This is a genomic window from uncultured Parolsenella sp. (assembly GCF_934660935.1).
GTDB lineage: Bacteria > Actinomycetota > Coriobacteriia > Coriobacteriales > Atopobiaceae > Parolsenella.
The window spans coordinates 146,997-168,933 of sequence record NZ_CAKUIH010000001.1; the positions used below are offsets into that span (position 1 = coordinate 146,997).

The window sequence follows — 21,937 nt, forward strand, 5'->3', positions numbered from 1 at the left end:
GAATTAAGCCCTCTTCGTAAGACCCTCGCGACCTGCAGCGCGAATCTCGGCGATAGCCGCAGCGCGATCCGCCTTGCCATAAACGGCACTGCCAGCAACGAGCATGGTGGCGCCGGCGGCAACGAGATCGGCAGCATTGGCCGCGCTGCAGCCACCGTCAACCTCGATGATCGGATTCACGCCGCGCTCGGCAGCGAGAGCCGCGACCTGGGCCACCTTGCGCAGGGAGCCAGGAATGAACTTCTGTCCACCGAAGCCGGGGTTAACAGACATGACGAGAACGAGGTCGAGATCTTCGATGATGGCCTCGAGAGAGCTCACGGGCGTAGCAGGATTGATAACCATGCCGGCCTTCGCGCCAGCATCATGAATCGCGGAGACGATGCGGTGGGCGTGCGTGGCGGCCTCGACGTGGAAAGACACGAGGTCCGCGCCTGCCTTCGCGTACTCGACGGCCATCTCGTCCGGGTTGGAAATCATGAGGTGTACGTCTGCAGGGACATCGGTGCTGGCCTTGACGGCCTTCACGACATTGGTTCCAAACGTCAGGTTGGGAACGAAGTGGCCGTCCATGACGTCGACGTGGACATAGTCTGCGGTGGAGATTGCCTCGAGGTCATTCGCAAGATTCGCGATGTCGGCCGAGAGGATGGAGGGGGCGATCATTACGTCGTTGAGCATGCTATATCCTTTCGCGATGCCATGTGTTGTGATTCACGGCGCCTAATTCTAGTTATATTTGCCCATGCCGTAAAACTCGTGAGTCAAAGGTCTTCCGACAAGCTTTTCGACAACGTCATCAAGGGCGACCCCGCCATGAACGAGGCCCCAGACTGCCTCTGTGATTGGAACGTCAACTCCCATCTTGTGAGCCAGCTCACGAACGGAAATCACCGCGTTTGCGCCTTCGACGACCATATGGCTCTCGCGCTCGAAGTCCCGAAGCGATATCCCATGAGAAAATGCCTCGCCGAAACGACGGTTGCGGGAGTGTTTGGAAGTGCAAGTGGCAACAAGGTCCCCCATGCCGGCAAGGCCCATGCAGGTCATGGGGTCTCCGCCCAACGCGTTCACGACGCGGCCGATCTCGGCGATGCCGCGCGTCATGATGACGGCGAGCGTGTTGTCTCCGAGGCCGGTGCCAGCGGCCATGCCGCATGCGATGGCGATGACGTTCTTAACCGCTCCGCAGGTCTCCACCCCCCTGACGTCGGGAGATACGTATACGCGGAATTTTGGCGTTGCCACTATGTCGAGAAGCGAACGCGTGAGACTGGCGTCAACACCCGCGAGTACGGCGGCGGAGTACATGCCGAGGTGAACCTCTTCAGCGTGGTTTGGGCCAGAAAGGGCACAGAAGCGCCCGGGAGAGCCGAGCTCGTCTGCGGCCACCTCGGTCATGAGCATTCCGGTTTTGGCCTCGATGCCCTTTGTGAGGGTGATCACAGGAACGTCGCGCGCGAGGAACTCCGCTAGCTCGCCGGACACTCGGCGAAGATGGACGGAGGGCAGCGCGAGCACAACAACGCTTGCATCACGAACCGCTTCTCCTAGCGAGCTGGTGGCGACAACGTTTGCCGGTAGCTCATAGTCCGCGATATACCGGGGGTTATGGTGCGTCCCGTTGATTGCGTCCGCACTTTTGGCGCTGTGACACCAGAGTCGCACTTCATCAACGTTCTGGGCTACGAGACCGGCGAAGGCGGTTCCCCATGAACCGGCACCTATGACGGCGGCGCGAGCGTTCATTTGGATTCTCCTATGGTGTCGTCGTCAGGTGCGGGCTTGTCGCCACGCTTGTGGAAGGAGAATTCCTTCTCTTGGCCGTTGATGAGCTTCTTGATATTTGATCGATGGGCCCACACGACGACGAGGCCCGCAAGCTCGAGAAGAAGGTCGAGCCCGAGGTTTGGACCATATATGAGCGCAAAGACCGGGCCCAAAATGGCGGCCACGGTTACAGAGCCCGCGGATACCCTCTTCGACGCGACGGCGATAACGAGGAAGATGGCGAGCTCCATGAGACCCACGGGCCAAGCGAAGCCAAGGAGGGTGCCTACGCCCACGGCAATGCCCTTTCCGCCATGGAAGTGGAGGAAGGGCGAGAAGATGTGGCCGCAGATGGCAGCAAGGGTTACGAGGCCCTCGAGCCCGGACGCGTCACCATGGGGCGCGACAGAGGCACCCCCGGTGATGAATGCGGGGAAGAACCAAAGGGCGAGACCAGTGGCTAGCGCGCCCTTGCCGGCGTCAAGAAGCAACGTGAGGGCGGCTGCGCCCTTACCGATCTCGCGAGCGACGTTTGTGGTTCCGATGTTGCCGGAGCCTACCTTCTGAATGTCAACGCCCCTCGCCCTCGCGATGATCTTGCCAAACGGTATGCCGCAGACAAGAAACGTGACAACGAGATAGGCAACGAGAACGGGGTAGTTAATCGACATGAGCCAAATGTCCCTTCGAGAGCTCTTAGGCTCGCCTTAGGCGGACTGCTTCTTTCGGAACCTCAGACGGAGAGGAGTACCTTCGAGATTGAATTGATCGCGAAGGCGATTTTCGAGATATCGCTTGTAGTTATCATCGATGAGCTCAGGGAAGTTGCAGAAGAACGTAATGGCGGGCGGGCGATTGCCGGTTTGGTTCGCATACTGGATTCGAAGGCGCTTCGGCCCCTTGACGATGGTGTGGCCACTCTCGCGCATCTGAGCGAGGAGGTTGTTGAGCGCGCTCGTAGGCACCTGGCCGGAGTGGGCGGCACCCACGCGGTCAACGACGGCCCAGACCTTCTCGAGCGAGCGGCCCGTGAGCGCGGAGACGCGGATGACGGGAGCCCAGGGGGCAAACGTCATTCGACGGGCGACGGACTGCATGACCTCCTCGCGAGCGTGGTCGTCGGTCACAAGATCCCACTTGTTGAGAAGGATGATAAGGGCACATCCACGTTCGATAGCAAGGCCGGCAATCTTCTGGTCCTGCTCGGTGACGCCCTCGGAGGCATCGACGACAAGCAGACAAACCTCCGCCTCGTCGATGGCGCGAAGGCCCCTGACGAGGCTGTAGTACTCGACGTCTTCGTGAACGAGGTTGCGCTTGCGCATGCCAGCGGTGTCGACGAGACGATAGCGCTTGTCGCCACGCTCGACGATGACGTCGAGGGCGTCGCGCGTCGTGCCGGCGACGTCGCTCACGATGGAGCGATTCTTGCCGGCAAAGCGGTTGGTGATCGAGGACTTGCCAACGTTCGGGCGGCCAATAATGGCAACACGGAGGGCATCCTCGGGATACTCGGGCTCTTCCGCGGGCTCAGGAAGGGCTGCGACGACCTCGTCGAGAAGGTCTCCCGTACCATGACCGTGGACGGCGGAAATGGGCCTGGGCTCACCAAGGCCGAGGGCATAGAAATCCCACATGGTCTTGTCGTCCGCGGGATTGTCGAGCTTGTTGGCTACGAGGAAGACGGGCTTGCCGGCTCGACGCAGGATGCGCGCAACCGTCTCGTCCTCTTCGGTCACGCCAGTGGTGGCGTCGACGACGAAGATGATGACATCCGCCTCCTGGCAGGCGGCCTCCGCTTGCTCGCGGATGCGGCCGGCAAAGGCGTCGTCGGAGCGACCGGTCTCGATACCACCGGTGTCAATGAGAGTGAACTCGCGACCACACCAGTCTGCCTCGTGGTAGCTGCGATCCCTGGTAACGCCACGGCTTTCGTGGACGATGGCTTCCTTCTTCTGTGCAATACGGTTAACCAGCGTGGACTTGCCGACGTTGGGGCGTCCGACGATGGCGACGATGGGCTTGGCCATGAGTGCTCCTTGCTCGAATGTTCAGGTGTAAAAGTCTAACATGCCCCATTCCGGCATCCTGAAGAAAAGCGGTTTGCCACGCTTTTAGCAAAGAGCCTCGATTGCCTTGACCAGGGTTTCAATATGGGCGGTGGGCGTTGAAGCACCAGCAGTTACGCCGATCGACGAGGCTCCGTCGAACCAGCTGGCCTCGAGCTCATCCGGGGATTCGATGTGATGGGTTCGCGGGCAGGCGGTTGTGCAGATTTCTGCAAGGCGCGTCGTATTCGCAGAGTTTCTGCCGCCTATGACGACCATAACGTCCGAAGTCGACGCGAGGCGAGCCGCCGCCCCTTGGCGCTCGCTCGTAGCCTCGCAGATGGTGTTCACGACGCACACCTCTTGCGCTCGCCCCATAAGCTCGCAGACGACCGCGTCGAGCGTTGCCTTTGCCTGCGTAGTCTGGACCACTACACCAACTTTCTTGGATAGGTCGACCTGATCGAGAGCATCGACGTCAGCTACGGCCAAAGCCCCGGGGGCATGCCCGAGGATAGCCTCAACTTCGGGATGACCGGACTCCCCAACCACGAGGACCTGATATCCCTCGCGCTGGAGACGTTCTGCCGCATGATGCACTCGCTTGACGTATGGGCACGTAGCGTCGACGACGTTGAGACCGTTCTCTCGAGCCTGGCGCTCAATTTCGGGGACTACCCCATGCGTCCTAAGTACGAGGGTGGAGCCGGCATCATCGGGTACCTCGTTGGCAACGGTCACTCCCGAGGCCTCAAGCCCAGCAACTACCTGGGGATTATGGATGAGCGGACCAAGCGTGCGGACGGGTCCGTCGCTCTCGCTAGCCAACTTATGAACGAGATCGAGCGCACGTTGAACTCCGTAGCATGCTCCCGCGTATTCGGCAACGGTGATGGTCGCAGACATGGGGTCCTCCAAGAGTGAGTGGTTACCAAAGACCGGGGTAATCGTTTCGAAGCTCGTCTCTGAGCGCATAGACGTCATTCATGGCGACGCGTTCCATCTCGGAGACCCTGCCCTTGCGGTCTGTGGCCTCGAGCTCGTCAAAGGAAATGGGCGTCCCGATGGCGATCTTGGGCATACGGCGGCGCGTCTTTCGGGTCTTATACGGGTCTGCGGCGCCCACGACGGCACAGGGGATAACGCCGGCTCCCGCCATCTGCGCAATCATCGCAAAGCCACCGTGAAGTTCGATTGGCTGCTCGTCATTCTTGACGCGAGTGCCCTCGGGATAGACGAGCACGTACTCGCCGCGCCTCAAAGCATCACGACACGCCTTGAGGGCCTTGAGATCGGCAGAGCCGCGGTCAACCGGGATTCCGCCGACGCGTCGGAAGAGCCATCGAGCAGGAGCGATCTTGTCGAAGTCGACCTTGTAGAGAGGCCTGACGTGAATTCCGCGGCGCCAGAGGCCAACAATGAAGACAACGGGCTCGACCATTGAGACGTGGTTCATGACGAGCACCGCGCCCTTGCCGTCCTCGCCGGCCGTCAGGTTCTCCTCTCCACGAAAAGTCGTGGGATAGACGATGGATGAGTAGACGTGAAGAACGGAGAAGACGAACGCATAGAGCGCCCGCGCGCCCGCGGGGAAGTTCACGATGCTGTTGCGTAGATAGTCGAAGCCTTTACGCTTCGAGCTCTTTGCCTTGCCTTTCGTTTGGGTGTCGCTCATGCGCGCGCCTTTGAGATGAGGGCGGAAATTTGGTCGCAAACCTCGTCAACGGTGAGGCCGGTGGAGTCGATGTGCACGGCGTCCTCTGCGGGCTTGAGTGGAGAGGTCTTTCGAGTGGAGTCAGCCTTGTCGCGGGCGATGAGCTCGGCTTCGATGGCGGCGGCCTCTGCAGAGTCCGCTACGGCGCTTGAGTCTTTGGAGGTGTCTCCGCCGTGGCGCTGGACGGCGCGGCGGCGCGCACGCGCGGAGGGGTCTGCCGTCAGGAAGATCTTGACCTCGGCCTCAGGAAAGACGACCGTTCCGATGTCCCTTCCTTCGGCAACAACGTCTGCGTTCTTGGAGGAGGCGCGCTGAAGTTCAACCATGGCAGCCCTGACCTCGGGGACCGCTGCGACGGCAGACACGTTCTCGTCGACCTCGGGCGTCCTGATGGCCTTCGTTCGATCGGCTCCGTCGACGAAGACGACGGGACCCTCAGGGCCGTTCTCGAGGGAGATCTCGATGCGGTTGGCAAGGTCTGCGACAGCGGCGGAATCGGTCACGTCGATGCCACGGGTAAGGGCGGCGTCGGTGACGGCGCGGTACATTGCGCCGGTGTCGAGGTACGTAAGGCCTTCGCGAGAGGCCATGGCCCTCGCAACCGTGGACTTGCCAGACCCGGCCGGCCCGTCAATGGCAACGATCATGTCTTCCTCCTTTTAAGGGCTTTTAACCCATGCTAGCTCATCTTTGCGATCAGGTCGTCCGTCTCAATGTCGGCGAGGGGAGACTTGCCAGGCACGAATCCCGTCTTTGCACGCCGCTCGAGCTCGCTTGGGGCAAGGCCCGAGGTCTGTAGGGAGAGACGCTCGCCATTTGAGACGAATACGTGGGACGAAACATTCGCAACGACGCGATCCCAGAACAGTTCCACGGGAATGCCGTAAACGGCGGCCATGAAGGCCCTCGTGAAACCACCATGCGTGACGACGACGGTCTTACCCTCGAGACCCTTCGCATATTCGACAAAAGTGCGGGCGCGCTCAATAAGGTCCTCGTAGCTTTCCGCCCCCGGGGCCGGGAGGGACTTGCCGTCGACCACACGCCAGGGGAACGGGTACCCGAGAGCCGGCAGGTCTGCGACGCGCTTGCCCTCCATAGAGCCAAAGTCCATTTCGATCACGCGGTCGTCCTCGATCGCCTCAAGGCTAAGCTGCTTCGCGGCAACGTCGGCAATGGCATGGGCCCTCGATAGGGGTGAGGTAATGATGCGGTCTGGCTTCCAGGCAACGATGGCGCGAGCCGCGCGTTTCGCCTGCTCGATGCCCAGCTCGGAAAGCTTGACGTCAATCCTGCCGGAAAGGCGTGCCTCGATGTTGTATTCGGTCTGAGGGTGCCTCATGAGGATGATGCGACCGTGTTCCTTCATACCCTACTCCCCTTTCGTCTGCGCGAGGAGCCTCTTGCGCTCATCGGCCGTAAGCTGACGCCATTTGCCAGGTTTGACATCCTTTAGCACGAGCGGGCCAAACGTGTCCCTGTGGAGTGCGATCACTTCGTGACCAACTTCAGAGAGCATGCGTTTGACCTGGTGCTTTCTTCCTTCATGAATGGTGAGGCCAACAAGCGAGCAGCCCTTGGGAACACCCTTTGGACAGACGGCGTTCGCAAGGGATGAATCGGCTTCGATGCGCTCTACCTTCGCCGGCGCGCAGGGGCCGTCATCCAACGTGATGCCACGCTCGAGCCTGTCGATTGCGGTACGAGAAAGTCTGCCCTCGACAAGTGCGACGTAATGCTTGTCCTTCTCGAACGAGGGATGGAGAAGTCTCTGCGCCGCTTCGCCATCCGTCGTGAAGAGAAGGATTCCCGTGGTGTCGCGGTCGAGTCTCCCCACGGGAAAGAGCCCCGGATACTGGTCCTTGGGAACAAGCGATGCCACGCACGGCCTCCCGGCCGGGTCGCTCATGGTGGTCACATAACCTGCAGGCTTATTGAGGATGATATACACGGCCTCATCGGCAAGGCGCACCTCCCGGCCGTCAACGGTGACCACGTCAGTGGTGGGATCGACCTTACTGCCGAGCTCCGTCACGACGACGCCGTTGACGCGAACGCGACCAGCCGTCATAAGGTTCTCTGATCCCCTGCGGCTGGCAGCGCCCGCTCGAGCAAGAAACTTCTGGAGACGCATCGGAACGATGCGCTCCTCCTGGCTGGTTTGTTTACTCATCCGTGGCATCACCGGGCATGTCATCCGAAAGGAGCTCGCGCTCTTCCTCGAAGTCGGCCTCCGCCTCTTCGAGGGTCGACTCGATGACGCGGCCGCTCAGGCGCTCGCGGATGAACTTCTTCGACTCCTCGTCAGGGGCGAACTGCTCGAGATCCGGGAGTTCGCGGAGGCTCTTGAGGCCAAAGCGCTCGAGGAACGCCTGCGTGGTCGCGTAGCGAATGGCTTGAGCGCGCTGAGGATCCCTGCCCGCCTCTCGGACGAGGCCCTTGTCGACGAGGGACGCGATGACGCCATCGGAGTTGACCCCGCGGATGGCCTTCACGCCCTCGCGGGTGACGGGCTGATGGTACGCGATGACCGCAAGCGTCTCCAGCGCCGCCTGGGAGAGCTTCCTGGTGTCCCAGCTCATGACAAGCGCCTCGACCTGATCATGGAAGGCCGGATGGGTGAAGAGCCTCCAGCCCCCGGCGACCTCGCGAAGCTGGAAGCCGCGGTTTGCGTCAGAGTACTCGGCGGCCAGGTCGGCAAGGGCCTCAGAAGCTTCGCCCGGGGTAATGCTGAGCACCGCCGCAAGGTCAGTTGCGCTGACGGGGTCGCTTGACACGAGAAGCATCGCCTCAAGCGCGCCACGAATCGAATTGGCGTCGAGCTTATCCAACTCCTGCATTAGTATTCCCCTTCCAGCTCGGCCAGAGCCGTCGCGTCAATCTCGTAGGCGGGCGCGCCCTCGATGCGGTAGATCTCGATTTCTCCGAAGGTCTCAGCCTGCGAGAGCGTGACGGAGCCAAGCTTGTAGAGCTGAAGGATCGCGAGAAACGTAACCACAACCTGTTCTGGGGTTCGTTCTCCGTCGAGAAGCTCGTTGAACGTAAGATGCCCGCGTGAGCGTGTCACGCGATCGACGGAAGCCACGGTTAGCGCGACCGGCAACCTCTTTGGCGCGATGTGCTCCGCCTCGAGGAGGAAGCCCTCTCGCCTACTGTCTAGGTCAGCGCAGATGACAGCGAGCCCCCTCAACGTGATGCCCTCGAGGTAATCGGGAACGACGTGGAGAAAGTCTGGGTCGGGACCCGCGACACGCGGATGCATGCGCGCCTCGGACTCCATGCGGCTTCCGAGAGCGGCCGCGGCATTTCTAAACTGCTTGTATGCGATAAGCCTGGCGACGAGGACCTCTCTCGCTTCGTCTGCGGTCAGGCCCTCGAGGTCGTCGTCCTCGTCTTCCTCCATCTTGTGAACGGGTGCGTCGTCGGGAACGAGCGACGCAGCCTTAATGTCCAGGAGCGTGGAGGCGACAAGGACAAAGTCGCTTGCGACATCAAGGTCGAGCTCCCCCATCCTCTCGACCTCGGCAAGGTACTGGTCCGCCACCTCAGAGATGGAAATGGCTCCGATGTCCACGCGCTGCCTGCTCACAAGCTGAAGGAGCAGGTCAAAAGGACCCGAATAGGCTTGGGTCTGAATGCGGTAGCTCACGTCACACCCCCATGAGCAGGTTGTATAGACCACCGGCTGTGAACTCGAGATATGCCCCCACGGGATCAAGGCCAAGCCTGGGAAGGGCATAGAGCAATACGAGAAGGATGGGCATGGCGTAGTTCTGGACCTGATAGTAGCGCCTGAGCGTCTCGCCCTTAAGGAAGTAACAGAGCACCTTTGAACCATCCAGGGGCGGGAAGGGAATCAGGTTAAAAAAGGCTAGGGTGAGATTGATCCACACGTAGGTAGAGAAGAGGGACAGAATTAGAGCCATAGGGGTATAGCCGAAGACCATGGGCCCTGTGGAAAACAAGCTGGGATCGCGCTCGATGGCTCCCCACACGAGATTAAAGAGACCCGTGCCGAGACAAGCCTGGAGGATGTTGGATGCGGGTCCGGCGAGCGCCACGAGAACCTCGTCACGCCTTGGATTTTTGAGGCGATTCGGGTTGTAGGGAACGGGCTTTGCGTAAGCGAAGACGAACCCGCCCAGAAGCTCCATGAGGATCGGCAGAGCGAACGAGCCAAACCCGTCCAGATGGCGAGCTGGGTTTAGCGTCAGCCTGCCTGCCTCCTTCGCGGTGTCATCCCCACAGAGGTGAGCCACCCATCCGTGTGCGACTTCGTGCACGACGGCAGACAGCATGAGCAGGACGACCGTAATCGTGATGGTGAATAGCCGGCTCGGGGACATTACGCTCCGATCCCACTCTGGGCTTCCTCGAGGGCGGTCGAAAGCTCGAGCCACTCCTCCTCGAGGGCCGGGATCTTCTTCTTGAGAGCGTTATACTCCGCCATCGCCTCGTCAAACTTTTTTGCGTCGGCGTAGAGCTCCTCAGAGGCCATAAGCTCCATAAGCTCGTCGTAGCGCTTATGCGCGGGCTCGAGGGCGGCCTCCACCTCCTTGAGGCGCTTCTTGGTGGACCGCATGGCCTTGGAAGCCGCGTTTCTCGCCTCGGCTTCGGCGCGACGCTGCTCCTTGGTCTTTACGTTCCTGCCACTGGTCTGTGCGGGTACATCGGCTGCCTTAGTCTCGACCGCCTTTGAAGCCTTTGCCACGACAGTCTTAGCGTCCTCTGCCCCCGCAGCCTCAAGCACGGCACGTTTGAAGAGGTAGTAATCATAGTCGCCGTCGTAAACGGTGACACGACCGTCGCGGACCTCGACGACCTTATTGGCCACGGCACGCACGAGATGCTCATCGTGGCTGATCAGGAGAATGGTTCCCTTGAAGTCCACGAGGGCCTGCTCCAGCACGTCGACAGAGTCAATGTCGAGGTGGTTGGTGGGCTCGTCGAGGCAAAGAAGCGGGTCGGGCGCTACGAGCATCTTCGCGAGGGCGAGACGAGCGCGCTCGCCGCCGGAGAGAACGCCCACGCGCTTCTCGACGTCGTCGCCATGGAAGAGGAAGGCGCCAAGGAGACGACGCTCTTCCGAGCTCGTCCAACCGGGGGCCGCCTCGTCCATCTCACGCATGACGGTGTTGGATTCGTTGAGGGTCTCAAGCTGGTGCTGGGCGTAGTAGGCGCTTGTCACGTTCTGGCCGAGCTCGATCTTGCCTGCGTCTGGAGTCTCGAAACCAAGGGCGAGCTTCATCAGGGTCGACTTGCCAGCGCCGTTGGGGCCCACGAGCGCGACGTGATCGCCACGATAGAACGTCACGTTAGCGTCGCCGTAAACGAGGTTATCGTCAAACGCCTTGCGAACATGCTCGATGGATATAACCATATCTCCCGTGCGGGGAGGCTCCGGGAAACTGAAGTGAACGTGCTTGGATTGCTCGGGGAGCACGACGAGCTCGCTCTTGATCTGCTCGATCTTCTTCATGCGCTCCTGAGCCTGAGCCGCCTTCGTGGGCTTGTAGCGGAATTTGTCGACGAAGACCTGCATATGAGCAATCTCTCGCTCCTGGGCGGCGCGTTTGGCTCGCAGCTGCTCGAGGTTGTCCTCGCGCTGACGAAGGTAGCTGGAGTAGTTGCCCGTATACGTTGTGAGGCGACGGTTCTCGAGTGCTGCCACGTGGGATACGCAGGCATCCATGAACGCACGGTCGTGGCTTACGAGAAGGACGGCGCCGTCATAGCCGGCGAGGAACTGCTCGAGCCACTTTACGCTTTCGAGGTCGAGGTGGTTTGTGGGCTCGTCCAGGAGCAGCAGGTCGGGATGACGAAGAAGGAGCTTGGAGAGGGAGATGCGCATCTGCCATCCGCCAGAGAAATCCTCCGCGGGCTTGTCGAGGTCCTCTACGGGGAAACCGAGACCGCAAAGGATGGCTCGAGCGCGGCTCTCGAGCTCATAGCCGCCCAGTCTCTCGAACCTGTCCTGAGCGTGGCCATATTCATCCAGGAGCGACTCGAGCCCATCGCCATCGCCAGCGTTGGCGATTTGCGCTTCGAGCTCCGAGATGCGAGCGCCGAGCGAGCGGATCTCCGTCGCAGACGCCATGACCTCATCGAGGGCGGTGTCATGACCGGCAAGCTTAGCCTCCTGCTCGAGGTAACCGACGGTAGTCCCCTTCTGAAAGCTAACGGTGCCTTCGTCCGGGGTCTCGGTTCCCATGACAATCTTGAGAAGCGTCGTCTTGCCGGCGCCGTTAGGGCCAACGAGGGCCCAGCGCTGACCCGCATTGAGCTGTAGCGTCGCTCCTTCGTATAGGGTGCGACCACCAAACGATTTGGAAACCTTATCGGCAAGAAGAATCAAGGCACTCTCCTGAGCTTGAATCTGTGGCTAGTTCTGGCAGAGATGAATGGCGAATCCGGCGATCTCGCGCTTGAAGTAGACGAGCTTCGTTGTGCCATCAGGGTTGAGGGCGCGGGAATCCTCGTTGATCTCGAAGCCACGAGCGGCAAACCACTTCTCAGCGGCGGGAATGTCATTGACGCCAAAGCCGATGTGCCCCTTCTCGCCGCGACCGCACCCGCTCATAACCTCAACGAGCGTGTCCGCGAACACGGAAACGGGAGTCTTGACCGGAGCGAGTCCCATGAGAGCCTCGAAGAGGGACGCGATCTCCATCGCCTCTTCAGGGCTTGCAGCGTTGATTCCGACGTGAGCCACACGAAGACCAAAAGCGTCGACGGGATTACTGGTTTCCTCGGGCATACGAACCTTCTCTCCGGCCGCAAGGCCAAACTCGCTCGATGTTGAAGCGGCGTTCAACTCACTCGCAGCATCATCGCATAACAAAAAGGCCGGAGCAAAAGCCCCGGCCTCGTCGTTTATGGTGGAGAATAGGGGGTTCGAACCCCTGACCTCATGACTGCCAGTCATGCGCTCTCCCAACTGAGCTAATTCCCCGAAGTGGTGGGCGATGCTGGATTCGAACCAGCGACCCCATCCGTGTGAAGGATGTGCTCTACCCCTGAGCCAATCGCCCACTTCGGCTGCCGTCGCAGCGGAAAGGAGTCTATCACAAGCACTCGAGAATATGCAAGCAAGAAATTGAATGTCTTATCAATTGGTGCCAAACAGATGATGCGATGAACGTGCAAATAGCATGAACATAGCCAGTTTGTAAGCTGCAATCAGAAATTCGAATTAGAGCGCATGCAGCCGATCCAGGCTGCGAGCGTAAAACACACCCGCCGTATAAAGCGCAAGGTCAGCGACCACGCAGAACACGTCACCCACAGCGAGCACCCCTCCCTGCCACCACCAGAGAAAGACCGGGATGAGCGTGAGGGCAGATATCACAAGACCGACTCCGCTAAGAATTGAAAACGTCTTTAGGTTGCGCCCGCCCGCAAGGGCGAGCTTGCCATACCGGCCGGTAACAAGGAGATAGATACCGACGAGACAGACGTCCGCGCCGGCAATAGCGTTGCGGAGACTTTCTGCGTCGCCGGTGACATAGCCCCTGCCAAAAACCTGGGAAACGCCGCCGAGAAGACGAAGCAGGCCCCAGACGAGCATGATCGTGGAGTATCCCCTCAGGAGGCGGTATAGCTCCTTCGCATCCTTAGAAAGAGTCTCCTCAAGTTCCTGTTCAAGGCCAATGGCCTCAATCGCAGATACGCTGCGTTTGGATGACGAGGTGGCTACTTCCTCGGTATTAGGCACGTAACGCGCGACTTCGAGCAACAGAAAGCCAGAAAGGCCTACGGATACGATCGATGAGATGGAGCTCGTTGCGTTTTGCTGGAATACCGAGAACAGGAGGTCTACGAAGCTGAGGGAAAAGACGATGCGCCCGCACTTAATTGCGCTATCGCGAATACCCGGATTTTCCGGCAACTTAAAAGCCCGTATTCCAAAAAGCGAGCCAACGAACGCGACTGCAGCGAAGATGACCCAAGAAGCTACGAGGAGCACCCATACCGAAATATGAAATCCAAGAACCTGAGTAGTTGGATATAACTCACATGCGGCCGAGACTAATCCGGCATAGGCAAGAGTCGTATAACCAAGAATTACGGCGACGCACAGAAGCGAGATGGCCAGCCAAATAAGATAGGCGCAGGAAAGCGGTCTGATCAGGGACATTCTGCCCCTAGAATCCGTCTCTCCCATTACCAATCCTCCCGTGTCGCTTCCGTCTGTTTGTCAAGTATAGCCAGACTGAATGGATGGCGCATCGCGAGGCCCCGGGCAGGCTGTCGGAGGTGTACGCCGTCGTGCTCGACTACGTGTGCGGGCGCTGGGGCGTGGATGAGGCCGACGTCGTGCGGCCGTTCTGGCCGGGCGGCGACTTCGAGTCGTTCGAGTACCCAGAGGGCTGCGTCGTGGTCGATAACCCGCCGTTCTCCATCCTTGCCAGGATCCAGGTTCTACCTCGAGCGCGGCATCGGACTCTTGATAACGAAAGCGGGCCGCAGAGCACATGCGCCCTACGACCCGCGACTAATTCTGGTGGGCCCAGCAGGATTCGAACCTGCAACCTGGGGATTATGAGTCCCTCGCGCTAACCGTTGCGCCATAGGCCCGTTAACAAAAAGGGCGACGACCTAAGCCGCCGCCCCATCATGTATGGTGGAGAATAGGGGGTTCGAACCCCTGACCTCATGACTGCCAGTCATGCGCTCTCCCAACTGAGCTAATTCCCCGAATTGGTGCGAAAGAGATATTACCAAACCTTAGAAGTCGCGCAAGGCAGAATTTAGAATTTCTTTCTAGCTCAAACAAGAACATGCGGACCTCCAAGGACTTGCTCGCACTAGAAAGAAACCTCTCCGAGAGAACTAGTGAACTCCCCTAGCCTCTCCAAGCCCGTCTCTAGGTCGTTATCGCTTACGCAATACGAAAGGCGCGCGAATCCCTCGACTCCAAAACAAGAGCCGGGAACGAGCGCAACTCCAGCTTCCCTAATCGCTCGCTCGCAGAATTCCTCCGAACTCATGCCAAACGAATCAATCCGAGGGAATGCGTAGAACGCTCCCCCGGGAGAATTAAACGAGAGTCTCATAGCATCGAGTCGCGAGCAAACTAGATCGCGTCGGGATTTATACGTGGCAACCATCTCGTCAATCCCAAGCCCAAGCGCAACGACAGCTGCATCCTGCAGAAACGCCGGAACGCTTGAAACGAGATATTGGTGCATCTTTTCGACTTGAGACTTGAGAGAGGGTGCCGCCGCGAGCCAGCCAAGACGCCATCCCGTCATCGCCCAGGGTTTAGAAAACGAGTCCACGACGATGGTCTGCTCGCGAAGCTCTGGATGTCGAACGGCAAAGCGCTCGTATCCGGCATCATAAACAAGTCTGTTGTAGACGTCGTCGCAGATGACGCAGAAGCCATGGCGGGCAGCACAGTTAGCAACGGCGTCTAGCGTCTCCGGGGTATAGATGCAACCAGTTGGGTTGTTGGGAGACGTAATGATGATCGCTCGCGTACGTGACGTTATGACGGATTCGAGCTCTTCCTCGCAAATCTGGAATCCATGCTCGCTTGTGTCAAACGGAACGTATGTCCCGTGAGCGGCGCGCACGATCGTCTCATAGAGGCCAAACGCCGGAATCGGCACAATGACCTCATCGCCGGGGTCTAGTAAAGCGAGGAGAGACGCTGACAGCGCCTCCGTGGCACCGCAGGTAACGATGAGCTCACCCTCGTCGTATGAAAGCCCGTGGCCACGCATGTATGCGCTCAAGGCGGCAAGCAACTCGGGGCGTCCGTTGTTGGGAGGATAGTGCGTTAGACCGCGCGATAGCGACTCCGTAACCGCCTCGCGAACAGGCTCCGGGGTGTCAAACTCGGGCTCACCTAGAGTGAGCTTGACACATCCCGGAGTCTGGTTCGCGAGCGCAGTGAAGCGGCGAATGCCGCTCGTCGCCAGACGGGCAAGGTCAGTATTTGTCTGGCATGCAGACATAGGAACTAAGCCCTAGCAGCGAGAACGAGCTGAGCGACCTTCTCGGCGACCTCGTCGATGGCAACCTCGGAACGCTCGCCGGTGGCACGGTCCTTGAGCTCAACGTTGCCATTCTTAACGGCCTTCTTGCCGCACACGATCTGGTACGGGAAGCCCATAAGGTCGTTATCGGCGAACTTGACGCCGGGGCGCTCCTTGCGATCGTCGACGATGACTTCGATGCCCTTCTCGGCAAGAGCGGTACTGACCTTCTCCGCGACAGGCCAGACGAGATCGTCGTTGACGTCTAGCGGGATGATCGAAACCTCGTACGGGGCGACGGAGACGGGCCAGATGATGCCGTTCTCATCATTGTGCTGCTCAACGATGGCGGCAAGCGTGCGAGAGACGCCAACACCGTAGCAACCCATGATAAGCGGCTTCTCCTTGCCATCCTCGTCCATGAAGTAGGCGCCCATCGCCTCGGAGTACTTGGTGCCGAGCTGGAAGACCTGGGAGACCTCGATGCCTCGAGCGGAGGCGAGCGGACGACCGCAGTGAGGGCAGGGATCGCCGGCGACGACGGTAACGAGGTCAGCCCACTCGTCAGGGGTGAAGTCGCGGCCCGGGCAGGCGCCGGTGAAGTGGTAGTCGACCTCGTTAGCACCGCACGTCCAGCTCTTGGAACCCTCGAGGCTCTTGTCGCAGACGAGACGAATGCCCTCGGGGAGGTTCACGGGACCGATAAAGCCCTTGAACAGGCCATACTCCTCGAGCTCCTCGTCGGTCATGAGGCGATAGCCCTTACCGAAGACGTGCTCCGCCTTGCAGTCGTTGAGCTCGTGGTCGCCGGGGACGATGGCTACGACGGGATTGCCCTCGGCGTCGATGATGGCGAGGGCCTTACGCGTGCCGTTCTCAGGGAAGCCGAAGAACTTGGCGACGTCGGCGATGGTGCCGAGACCCGGGGTCTCGACCTTGGTGAGGGTGCCGTCGCCTGGGCCCTCGCTAACGGCGACCGTCGTGCTCGCCGCTTCGTCATCCGCGGCGAAACCGCAATCGTCGCAGTAGACGAGGCTAGCCTCGCCGGCATCCGCGAGAGCCATAAACTCGACGGAAGTATCGCCGCCGATCTCACCGCTATCGGCAACGACCGGGAGGGCCTTCAGGCCGCAGCGTACGCAAATGTTGGCGTACGCCTCCTTCATCTTGTCGTACTCCTCCTGCAGGCTCTCCTGAGTGGCAGAGAAGGAGTAGGCATCCTTCATGATGAACTCGCGCCCGCGCATGAGGCCGTAGCGAGGACGGAACTCGTCGCGGAACTTGTCCTGGATGTGGTAGAGGTTGACGGGCAGCTGCTTATAGCTCCTGAGCTCGTTGCGAACGAGGGCGGTGATGGTCTCCTCGTGAGTCGGGCCGAGGACGAACTCGCGCTCATGACGGTCGTTAAAGCGGACGAGCTCCTTGCCATAGGCATCGATGCGGCCGCTCTGACGCCACAGGTCCGCGTCGACCATGATGGGCATCATGAGCTCCTGGGCGTCATGGGTATCCATCTCGTCGCGCACGATGTTCTCGATCTTGCGGATGGAGCGCCAAGCAAGCGGCAAATACGTGTAGAGACCAGCGGCCTCCTTACGAATCATGCCCGCGCGAAGAAGCAGGCGATGGCTCGCGAGCTCGGCCTCGGTGGGATCCTCTTTGAGGGTGGGGGCGTAAAGACGGCTCATCTTCATTGGGTTCATAGCTGTATCCTTTAATCGGCGCAATTGGCGCTCGTTAATTGGCCTAGTCATTCTAACGCGAACCGGACAAAAGGCCCAAGCTTGCGAGCGGTCCGTTGTTTATTCGAAACGCGCGTGTATTTCGGCGAAAAGTTCGTCGACTATGCGATCCTCGGGGACCTTCCGCAGGGTCTCTCCCCCAGCGATGATAAGCCCGGTGCCAAGTCCGCACGCTACGCCGATGTCGGCGCCACGCGCCTCGCCCGGGCCGTTGACGACACACCCCATGACGGCAACGGAAATGGGAGCCGAGATCTTCTGGAGCCTCTCCTCAACCTCATTGGCGATCTCGATAAGGTTGACCTGGCACCTACCGCAGGTGGGACAGCTCACGAGCTCCGGTGTGCGACGGCGCATACCGAGGGACTGCAAAAGCTCCCAGGCGACGGGTACCTCCTCGGTGGGAGGGGCGGTGAGGGAAAGGCGCATGGTGTCGCCAACACCCTCAGAAAGCAGCACGGAGAGCGCTGATACGTTCTTGACTGTGCCCTGACGAATGGTGCCAGCCTCAGTAACGCCAAGGTGCAGCGGCACATAAGGCAAAACGCGGGAAAGCTCGCGATTGGTGAGAATCGTCGCGGGAACGTCGTGAACCTTGGCGGAGAGAACGATGTCTCTGAAGCCGCGCTCTTCGAAGTGCCGCACGAAGGAGACGGCGCTCTGGACAAGTTTCTCGGGTTGCGTCAGGTCTTCGCGAGCGTCAATCTCCTTGTCGAGAGAGCCGGCGTTCACTCCGATGCGAATGGGGATCCCAGCCTCCCCCGCCGCGTCAATGACGGCATCCACGCGATCGAAAGAACCGATGTTACCGGGATTGATGCGAATGCCGGCTGCACCGCGACGCGCCGCCTCGATAGCAAAGCGGTGGTCGAAGTGCACGTCAGCAACGACGGGAATTGGCGACTCTGCGCACGTCTCGGCAAAGCCATCGAGGGCATCAGCGTGTGGAATCGCAACGCGAACGATTTCACAGCCGAGCTCAGCGAGATCATGGATCTGCGCTAGCGTCGCTGCGGGATCGGTCGTGGCGGTGGTGCACATGGATTGGACGGACACGGGAGCTCCCCCGCCAACAGGAACGTTACCCACGAGCACCTGATGAGTGAGCTCCCTAGGAAGCGGAGCGTCCTGTTGGGACGGAAGTCGAAGGTCGAGCATGCTAACCTCCAAAGACAATTCGAACGATGTCCTGCTTCAAGACGAAGAAGAACAAGATCATTGCGAGAACAATGCCCAGGTAAGACAGGGCATTCTGAACGCGTATCGAGACATCCCTGCGAATAAGCAGCTGTATGACCTCGATGAGAAACTTTCCACCGTCAAGCGGAGGAATGGGAATGAGATTCATGAATCCTAGCGAAAGCGATATCGCCGCCATGAGGAATAGGAAGTCTCTCGCACCCGACGCGGCCGCCTGAGAGGCCATGACGGAAATACCAACGACGGACGACGACTGCGAGACAACCTCGGCAGTGTGGGCAGGTTGGAGCAGTTGCGCAATATAGGATACCGTTGCCGCCACATAGTTAAGGGCAGCCTTAATAGAATCGGCGACGCTTGGGTGCAACGTCGTAACGACGGCCGTGATGCCAAACTTTCCCGACTCAAGCGGGTTGTTAGCTGGGTCAACGGCACCTTCGAGTTGCTGACCATCGCGATTGAACTCCACGGTGAAAATCTGGCCAGACGCAAGGCACTCGTTGAGTTGGTCGCAAAGCTCCACCCAGGTGGAGACCGACGTCCCATTGACGGAGGAGATTCGGTCGCCTTCGGTCAGACCACACCGCTCGGCAAGCGAACCCACCTCAACGGACCCGATTTCAGGCACGTTTTCGACAACTTGGACTCCGCCGATCGAAAGACAACCAACGACTAGAGCAATGCCAAGAACGACATTGACCGCGGGACCCGCAACAAGGGTCAACACACGAGCAAAGAACCCTTTGCCCTGATACGTCCGTGATCGCTCCTGCGCAAGGAACGCGTCGGCTCCACCGTCAGGAAGGGCATGACTCTCCCCCGCCTTCGTAGAACCGGGGAGCGAGAAGTCGTGGCCCCGATCGAACGCAGTCAACAGGTTCGCATCGCGCTCTACGGTTTGAACTTGCTCTGGCCATGTCTTTTGGCTTGGGTTTTCTCCAAGGCTCTCATCGTAGTACGGCTCTATAGACGCCCAATCAACCAGGACGGAAAGAACGTCGACAAGCTCATTCGTATCCATGGCAAGGTCTTCGGAAAGCTGAGAGATTTTGATGCGGCCAGCACGCGCGACGGCGGAAAGAACCTCGGCGGCGCGTACGCCTGCAGGGCCATTCATGCCGCAAATGCGGTTGTATCCCCCAAGTAGAATGGGAGTGACGCCAATCTCCGTGCCGCGCGTCCGGCTCTTGTGCGAAAGCTTATAGCGACAAGGCATGCCGAGAAAGAACTCCGTTACGCGCATGTCGAAAGCCCTGGCGGCGAGAAAATGCCCTCCCTCGTGAAGGAACACGAGTATCGAGAGAAGGAATATCCCCCAAAAGGCTGCCGAGGCAAAAGATGAGAGCCAGCTCATGCAAGCTCCGAGACAAGGGCACGAGCGCGACTGCGCGAAAGAGCGTCAACCTCGGCAATCTGTTCGAATGAGGAGAGCGGCTCGACCTCCGTCATCTCCAGTACGCGCTCGACAATGCGATCGATATCGCAGAATCCACAGGCGGCGTTTCTAAAGGCCTCGTTTGCCACCTCATTGGCTGCGTTCATCGCACAGGGAAGCGTGCCGCCCGTACGGCCCGCCTCAAGCGCGAGGGAAAGACAGCGGAACGACTCGACATCAGGCGCGGCAAAGGTGAGGGGTTCGCTGAAGCGCCAATCCACGTGAGTGGCCGGACTTTCCCAGCGCTCTGGATAGCTCAAGGCATATTGAATGGCGACTCTCATGTCTGAGGGGCCAAGCTGCGCCTTAACCGAGCCATCTGAAAACTCGACGGCGGAATGCACCTTACTCTGCCTGTGAACGAGCACATTGATGTCATCAATGGGAACATCGAAGAGATGATGGGCCTCGATGACCTCAAGCCCCTTGTTCATCAGGGTCGCGCAGTCGATGGTGATCTTAGATCCCATTTTCCACGTGGGGTGCGCGAGGGCTTGCGCCGCCGTGACATTTTCGAGCTGCTTGCGAGAGCTGCCGAAGAAGGGGCCACCAGAGCAGGTTAGCCAAATCTTCGAAAGGTCCTCGCGCCTCTCCCCAACGAGGCACTGGTAGATGGCGTTATGCTCGGAGTCGACAGGGAGGACCCTGCCCGGCTTAGCCATGGGCATGAGAAGGTCCCCACCGATGACAAGGGCCTCCTTATTTGCGGGCGCCCAAATCTTGCCGCAGCGGAGGGCCTCGGCGCTCGCCCAGATGCCAGCTTCGCCAACAACGGCAACGAGTACGCAATCGACGTCCGGAAGGCTGGCAAGACGCGTGACGGCGTCCTGGCCAAAACCGAGGTCGCACCCCTCGGGGAGCTCCTCGAGAATCGGGTCGTCCTTGCGGGTCTCGTCTGCAACGGCAACATGGGGCACGCCAAATTCCCGAGCAACTTCTACAAGCCCCTTGCAGGAAGAGTTCACCGCGATGGCAGTAAGTTCCACCTTGTCAGGGTGCATGCGACAGATATCAAGCGTTTGGGTGCCAATAGACCCCGTGCAGCCCAAGAGGGCCAGACGAGTCGGGTGACGCCTTTCAAGGCTTGAGGACATGTCCTCGAATATGCTCACAGAATCCCTCCGATGTGCAGGACGAAATAGGCGGTCATGGTTGCAAAGAGCATGGAATCCGAGCGATCCAAAAGGCCTCCATGACCAGGAATTAAGTTCCCGGAGTCCTTTACTCCAACCGCGCGCTTGAGGCGGCTCTCAAAGAGGTCGCCGATGACGCCTGAAACGCCGCAGACAAGACCCCCGATAAGTGCGAGGAGCAAGCTGATCCCACATACCTTGAGCGCGTAGAGAGCAATCCATGTCAGGCAGCTACCAAGAAGACCGCCCACGAAACCCTCCCAGCTCTTATTGGGAGAGATGCGGGGAGCCATCTTATGCTTTCCAAATTGCGACCCGAAAATATATGCAGTGGCATCGTTAACCCAGACAGACCCCATGACGCCGAGCGTTAGGAGCGCGCCTTCAGTTCCAAGGTACGAAGCCCTGATAACGACGACAGATGAGAACAGCAGGCCCGTATAGGCAGCCCCGAATACCGTAATCGCCGCATCAGAAATGCTAGCTCTAGGAGTGAGGACATACCAAGTGCCAGCTGCGAGCATGAGCAGAAGCGTAACTCCGGTCTGACCCTCAACGGAGACTAGCGCTGCAAGCGGATACAGAGCGGCGGCGGCTAGTCCGATAAACTCGTTAGGCATTCTGCCACCGAGACGAGCCATGCGGTAGAACTCAGACCCACAAAGCCATGACATAGCAGAAACGAGGAACATCGTGGGAACTCGACCCCAAAAGAGGCAGACGAGAATAATCGCGGCATAGAGAAGACCATATGTCGAACGAGTGATGAACTTCTCAGCACTCGAGCGAAAACGCTGGCTGCGAAGGCCGCCGATGACGCGCGCGTCTTCGCGAGCCGCTCGTCTGCGCTCCATGGTGTCTGACACCTTATTGATGCCTACGGAGCTCTTGGATGGCGTTTCCTTGTCGCGA

Annotated in this window: 21 protein-coding genes and 4 tRNA genes; all 25 read right to left on the minus strand. The window is 59.6% G+C overall.

What is annotated here, in order from left to right:
• Window positions 1-3: 3 nt before the first annotated feature.
• Complete coding sequence (gene rpe / locus Q0H23_RS00650) at window positions 4-681, minus strand: ribulose-phosphate 3-epimerase (RefSeq protein WP_293834630.1); 678 nt, start codon at window positions 679-681, stop codon at window positions 4-6.
• A 48-nt stretch (window positions 682-729) separates the two neighbouring features.
• On the minus strand, window positions 730-1,749 hold the full coding sequence (locus Q0H23_RS00655; RefSeq protein WP_293834634.1) for an NAD(P)H-dependent glycerol-3-phosphate dehydrogenase: 1,020 nt from the start codon (window positions 1,747-1,749) through the stop codon (window positions 730-732).
• Window positions 1,746-2,441, minus strand: coding sequence for a glycerol-3-phosphate acyltransferase (locus tag Q0H23_RS00660; protein WP_293834636.1), 696 nt, complete (start codon window positions 2,439-2,441; stop codon window positions 1,746-1,748). Before Q0H23_RS00660 ends, Q0H23_RS00655 begins: the two co-directional genes overlap by 4 nt.
• Before the next feature lie 36 nt (window positions 2,442-2,477).
• Window positions 2,478-3,800: a ribosome biogenesis GTPase Der gene (gene der, locus Q0H23_RS00665; RefSeq protein WP_293834639.1), complete on the minus strand. Its 1,323-nt coding sequence runs from the start codon at window positions 3,798-3,800 to the stop codon at window positions 2,478-2,480.
• Window positions 3,801-3,884: 84 nt separating this feature from the next.
• Window positions 3,885-4,802 (minus strand): 4-hydroxy-3-methylbut-2-enyl diphosphate reductase, encoded by a 918-nt coding sequence (gene ispH / locus Q0H23_RS00670; RefSeq protein WP_366509932.1) that lies wholly within the window; start codon window positions 4,800-4,802, stop codon window positions 3,885-3,887.
• Entirely contained in the window at window positions 4,747-5,493 is a 747-nt protein-coding gene (locus tag Q0H23_RS00675; protein ID WP_293834641.1) for a lysophospholipid acyltransferase family protein, read from the minus strand. The genes ispH and Q0H23_RS00675 overlap by 56 nt, the downstream gene beginning before the upstream one ends.
• Window positions 5,490-6,179 carry a (d)CMP kinase gene (gene cmk, locus Q0H23_RS00680; protein ID WP_293834643.1) on the minus strand — a complete coding sequence of 230 codons (690 nt, stop codon included), beginning with the start codon at window positions 6,177-6,179 and terminating at the stop codon, window positions 5,490-5,492. The genes Q0H23_RS00675 and cmk overlap by 4 nt, the downstream gene beginning before the upstream one ends.
• Before the next feature lie 32 nt (window positions 6,180-6,211).
• Window positions 6,212-6,901, minus strand: a complete 690-nt coding sequence (locus tag Q0H23_RS00685) for a histidine phosphatase family protein (protein ID WP_293814187.1) — start codon at window positions 6,899-6,901, stop codon at window positions 6,212-6,214.
• A 3-nt stretch (window positions 6,902-6,904) separates the two neighbouring features.
• Complete coding sequence (locus Q0H23_RS00690) at window positions 6,905-7,705, minus strand: pseudouridine synthase (protein ID WP_293834646.1); 801 nt, start codon at window positions 7,703-7,705, stop codon at window positions 6,905-6,907.
• Window positions 7,698-8,372 carry an SMC-Scp complex subunit ScpB gene (gene scpB / locus Q0H23_RS00695; RefSeq protein WP_293834648.1) on the minus strand — a complete coding sequence of 225 codons (675 nt, stop codon included), beginning with the start codon at window positions 8,370-8,372 and terminating at the stop codon, window positions 7,698-7,700. The genes Q0H23_RS00690 and scpB overlap by 8 nt, the downstream gene beginning before the upstream one ends.
• Entirely contained in the window at window positions 8,372-9,181 is an 810-nt protein-coding gene (locus Q0H23_RS00700) for a ScpA family protein (RefSeq protein ID WP_293834650.1), read from the minus strand. Before Q0H23_RS00700 ends, scpB begins: the two co-directional genes overlap by 1 nt.
• Window position 9,182: 1 nt before the next feature.
• Window positions 9,183-9,878, minus strand: coding sequence for a site-2 protease family protein (locus Q0H23_RS00705; protein ID WP_293834652.1), 696 nt, complete (start codon window positions 9,876-9,878; stop codon window positions 9,183-9,185).
• On the minus strand, window positions 9,878-11,887 hold the full coding sequence (locus Q0H23_RS00710; protein WP_293834655.1) for an ABC-F family ATP-binding cassette domain-containing protein: 2,010 nt from the start codon (window positions 11,885-11,887) through the stop codon (window positions 9,878-9,880). The genes Q0H23_RS00705 and Q0H23_RS00710 overlap by 1 nt, the downstream gene beginning before the upstream one ends.
• 27 nt (window positions 11,888-11,914) lie before the next feature.
• Window positions 11,915-12,289: a VOC family protein gene (locus Q0H23_RS00715; protein ID WP_293834657.1), complete on the minus strand. Its 375-nt coding sequence runs from the start codon at window positions 12,287-12,289 to the stop codon at window positions 11,915-11,917.
• Between the two features lie 119 nt (window positions 12,290-12,408).
• A tRNA-Ala gene (locus Q0H23_RS00720) sits at window positions 12,409-12,484 on the minus strand.
• A gap of 4 nt (window positions 12,485-12,488) precedes the next feature.
• Window positions 12,489-12,563: transfer RNA gene (locus tag Q0H23_RS00725), tRNA-Val, on the minus strand.
• Window positions 12,564-12,724: 161 nt separating this feature from the next.
• Window positions 12,725-13,696: a hypothetical protein gene (locus Q0H23_RS00730; protein ID WP_293834659.1), complete on the minus strand. Its 972-nt coding sequence runs from the start codon at window positions 13,694-13,696 to the stop codon at window positions 12,725-12,727.
• 337 nt (window positions 13,697-14,033) lie between these two features.
• Window positions 14,034-14,109 (minus strand) — tRNA-Ile (locus Q0H23_RS00735).
• A gap of 44 nt (window positions 14,110-14,153) precedes the next feature.
• Window positions 14,154-14,229 (minus strand) — tRNA-Ala (locus Q0H23_RS00740).
• A gap of 110 nt (window positions 14,230-14,339) precedes the next feature.
• Window positions 14,340-15,494 carry an aminotransferase class I/II-fold pyridoxal phosphate-dependent enzyme gene (locus Q0H23_RS00745; RefSeq protein WP_293834662.1) on the minus strand — a complete coding sequence of 385 codons (1,155 nt, stop codon included), beginning with the start codon at window positions 15,492-15,494 and terminating at the stop codon, window positions 14,340-14,342.
• A gap of 5 nt (window positions 15,495-15,499) precedes the next feature.
• Window positions 15,500-17,209: a proline--tRNA ligase gene (locus Q0H23_RS00750; protein ID WP_293834776.1), complete on the minus strand. Its 1,710-nt coding sequence runs from the start codon at window positions 17,207-17,209 to the stop codon at window positions 15,500-15,502.
• Window positions 17,210-17,317: 108 nt separating this feature from the next.
• The gene (gene ispG / locus Q0H23_RS00755; RefSeq protein WP_293834664.1) at window positions 17,318-18,415 is read right to left on the minus strand and encodes a flavodoxin-dependent (E)-4-hydroxy-3-methylbut-2-enyl-diphosphate synthase; all 1,098 of its coding nucleotides are present in this window, start codon (window positions 18,413-18,415) and stop codon (window positions 17,318-17,320) included.
• Window position 18,416: 1 nt separating this feature from the next.
• Window positions 18,417-19,811, minus strand: a complete 1,395-nt coding sequence (locus Q0H23_RS00760) for a site-2 protease family protein (RefSeq protein ID WP_293834666.1) — start codon at window positions 19,809-19,811, stop codon at window positions 18,417-18,419.
• Complete coding sequence (gene dxr / locus Q0H23_RS00765) at window positions 19,808-21,004, minus strand: 1-deoxy-D-xylulose-5-phosphate reductoisomerase (RefSeq protein WP_293834668.1); 1,197 nt, start codon at window positions 21,002-21,004, stop codon at window positions 19,808-19,810. The genes Q0H23_RS00760 and dxr overlap by 4 nt, the downstream gene beginning before the upstream one ends.
• Entirely contained in the window at window positions 21,001-21,879 is an 879-nt protein-coding gene (locus tag Q0H23_RS00770; RefSeq protein ID WP_293834670.1) for a phosphatidate cytidylyltransferase, read from the minus strand. Before Q0H23_RS00770 ends, dxr begins: the two co-directional genes overlap by 4 nt.
• Window positions 21,880-21,937: the final 58 nt, after the last annotated feature.

Coding starts and splice junctions, on each gene's coding strand:
- rpe (WP_293834630.1), bottom strand. CDS start 681: ATGCTCAACGACGTAATGATCGCCCCCTCCATCCTCTCGGCCGACATC.
- ispH (WP_366509932.1), bottom strand. CDS start 4,802: ATGACGTCTATGCGCTCAGAGACGAGCTTCGAAACGATTACCCCGGTC.
- der (WP_293834639.1), bottom strand. CDS start 3,800: ATGGCCAAGCCCATCGTCGCCATCGTCGGACGCCCCAACGTCGGCAAG.
- cmk (WP_293834643.1), bottom strand. CDS start 6,179: ATGATCGTTGCCATTGACGGGCCGGCCGGGTCTGGCAAGTCCACGGTT.
- ispG (WP_293834664.1), bottom strand. CDS start 18,415: ATGCTCGACCTTCGACTTCCGTCCCAACAGGACGCTCCGCTTCCTAGG.
- Q0H23_RS00685 (WP_293814187.1), bottom strand. CDS start 6,901: ATGAAGGAACACGGTCGCATCATCCTCATGAGGCACCCTCAGACCGAA.
- Q0H23_RS00770 (WP_293834670.1), bottom strand. CDS start 21,879: ATGGAGCGCAGACGAGCGGCTCGCGAAGACGCGCGCGTCATCGGCGGC.
- Q0H23_RS00715 (WP_293834657.1), bottom strand. CDS start 12,289: ATGCCCGAGGAAACCAGTAATCCCGTCGACGCTTTTGGTCTTCGTGTG.
- Q0H23_RS00750 (WP_293834776.1), bottom strand. CDS start 17,209: ATGAAGATGAGCCGTCTTTACGCCCCCACCCTCAAAGAGGATCCCACC.
- Q0H23_RS00660 (WP_293834636.1), bottom strand. CDS start 2,441: ATGTCGATTAACTACCCCGTTCTCGTTGCCTATCTCGTTGTCACGTTT.
- Q0H23_RS00655 (WP_293834634.1), bottom strand. CDS start 1,749: ATGAACGCTCGCGCCGCCGTCATAGGTGCCGGTTCATGGGGAACCGCC.
- scpB (WP_293834648.1), bottom strand. CDS start 8,372: ATGCAGGAGTTGGATAAGCTCGACGCCAATTCGATTCGTGGCGCGCTT.
- Q0H23_RS00745 (WP_293834662.1), bottom strand. CDS start 15,494: ATGTCTGCATGCCAGACAAATACTGACCTTGCCCGTCTGGCGACGAGC.
- Q0H23_RS00760 (WP_293834666.1), bottom strand. CDS start 19,811: ATGAGCTGGCTCTCATCTTTTGCCTCGGCAGCCTTTTGGGGGATATTC.
- Q0H23_RS00690 (WP_293834646.1), bottom strand. CDS start 7,705: ATGAGTAAACAAACCAGCCAGGAGGAGCGCATCGTTCCGATGCGTCTC.
- Q0H23_RS00705 (WP_293834652.1), bottom strand. CDS start 9,878: ATGTCCCCGAGCCGGCTATTCACCATCACGATTACGGTCGTCCTGCTC.
- Q0H23_RS00675 (WP_293834641.1), bottom strand. CDS start 5,493: ATGAGCGACACCCAAACGAAAGGCAAGGCAAAGAGCTCGAAGCGTAAA.
- Q0H23_RS00730 (WP_293834659.1), bottom strand. CDS start 13,696: ATGGGAGAGACGGATTCTAGGGGCAGAATGTCCCTGATCAGACCGCTT.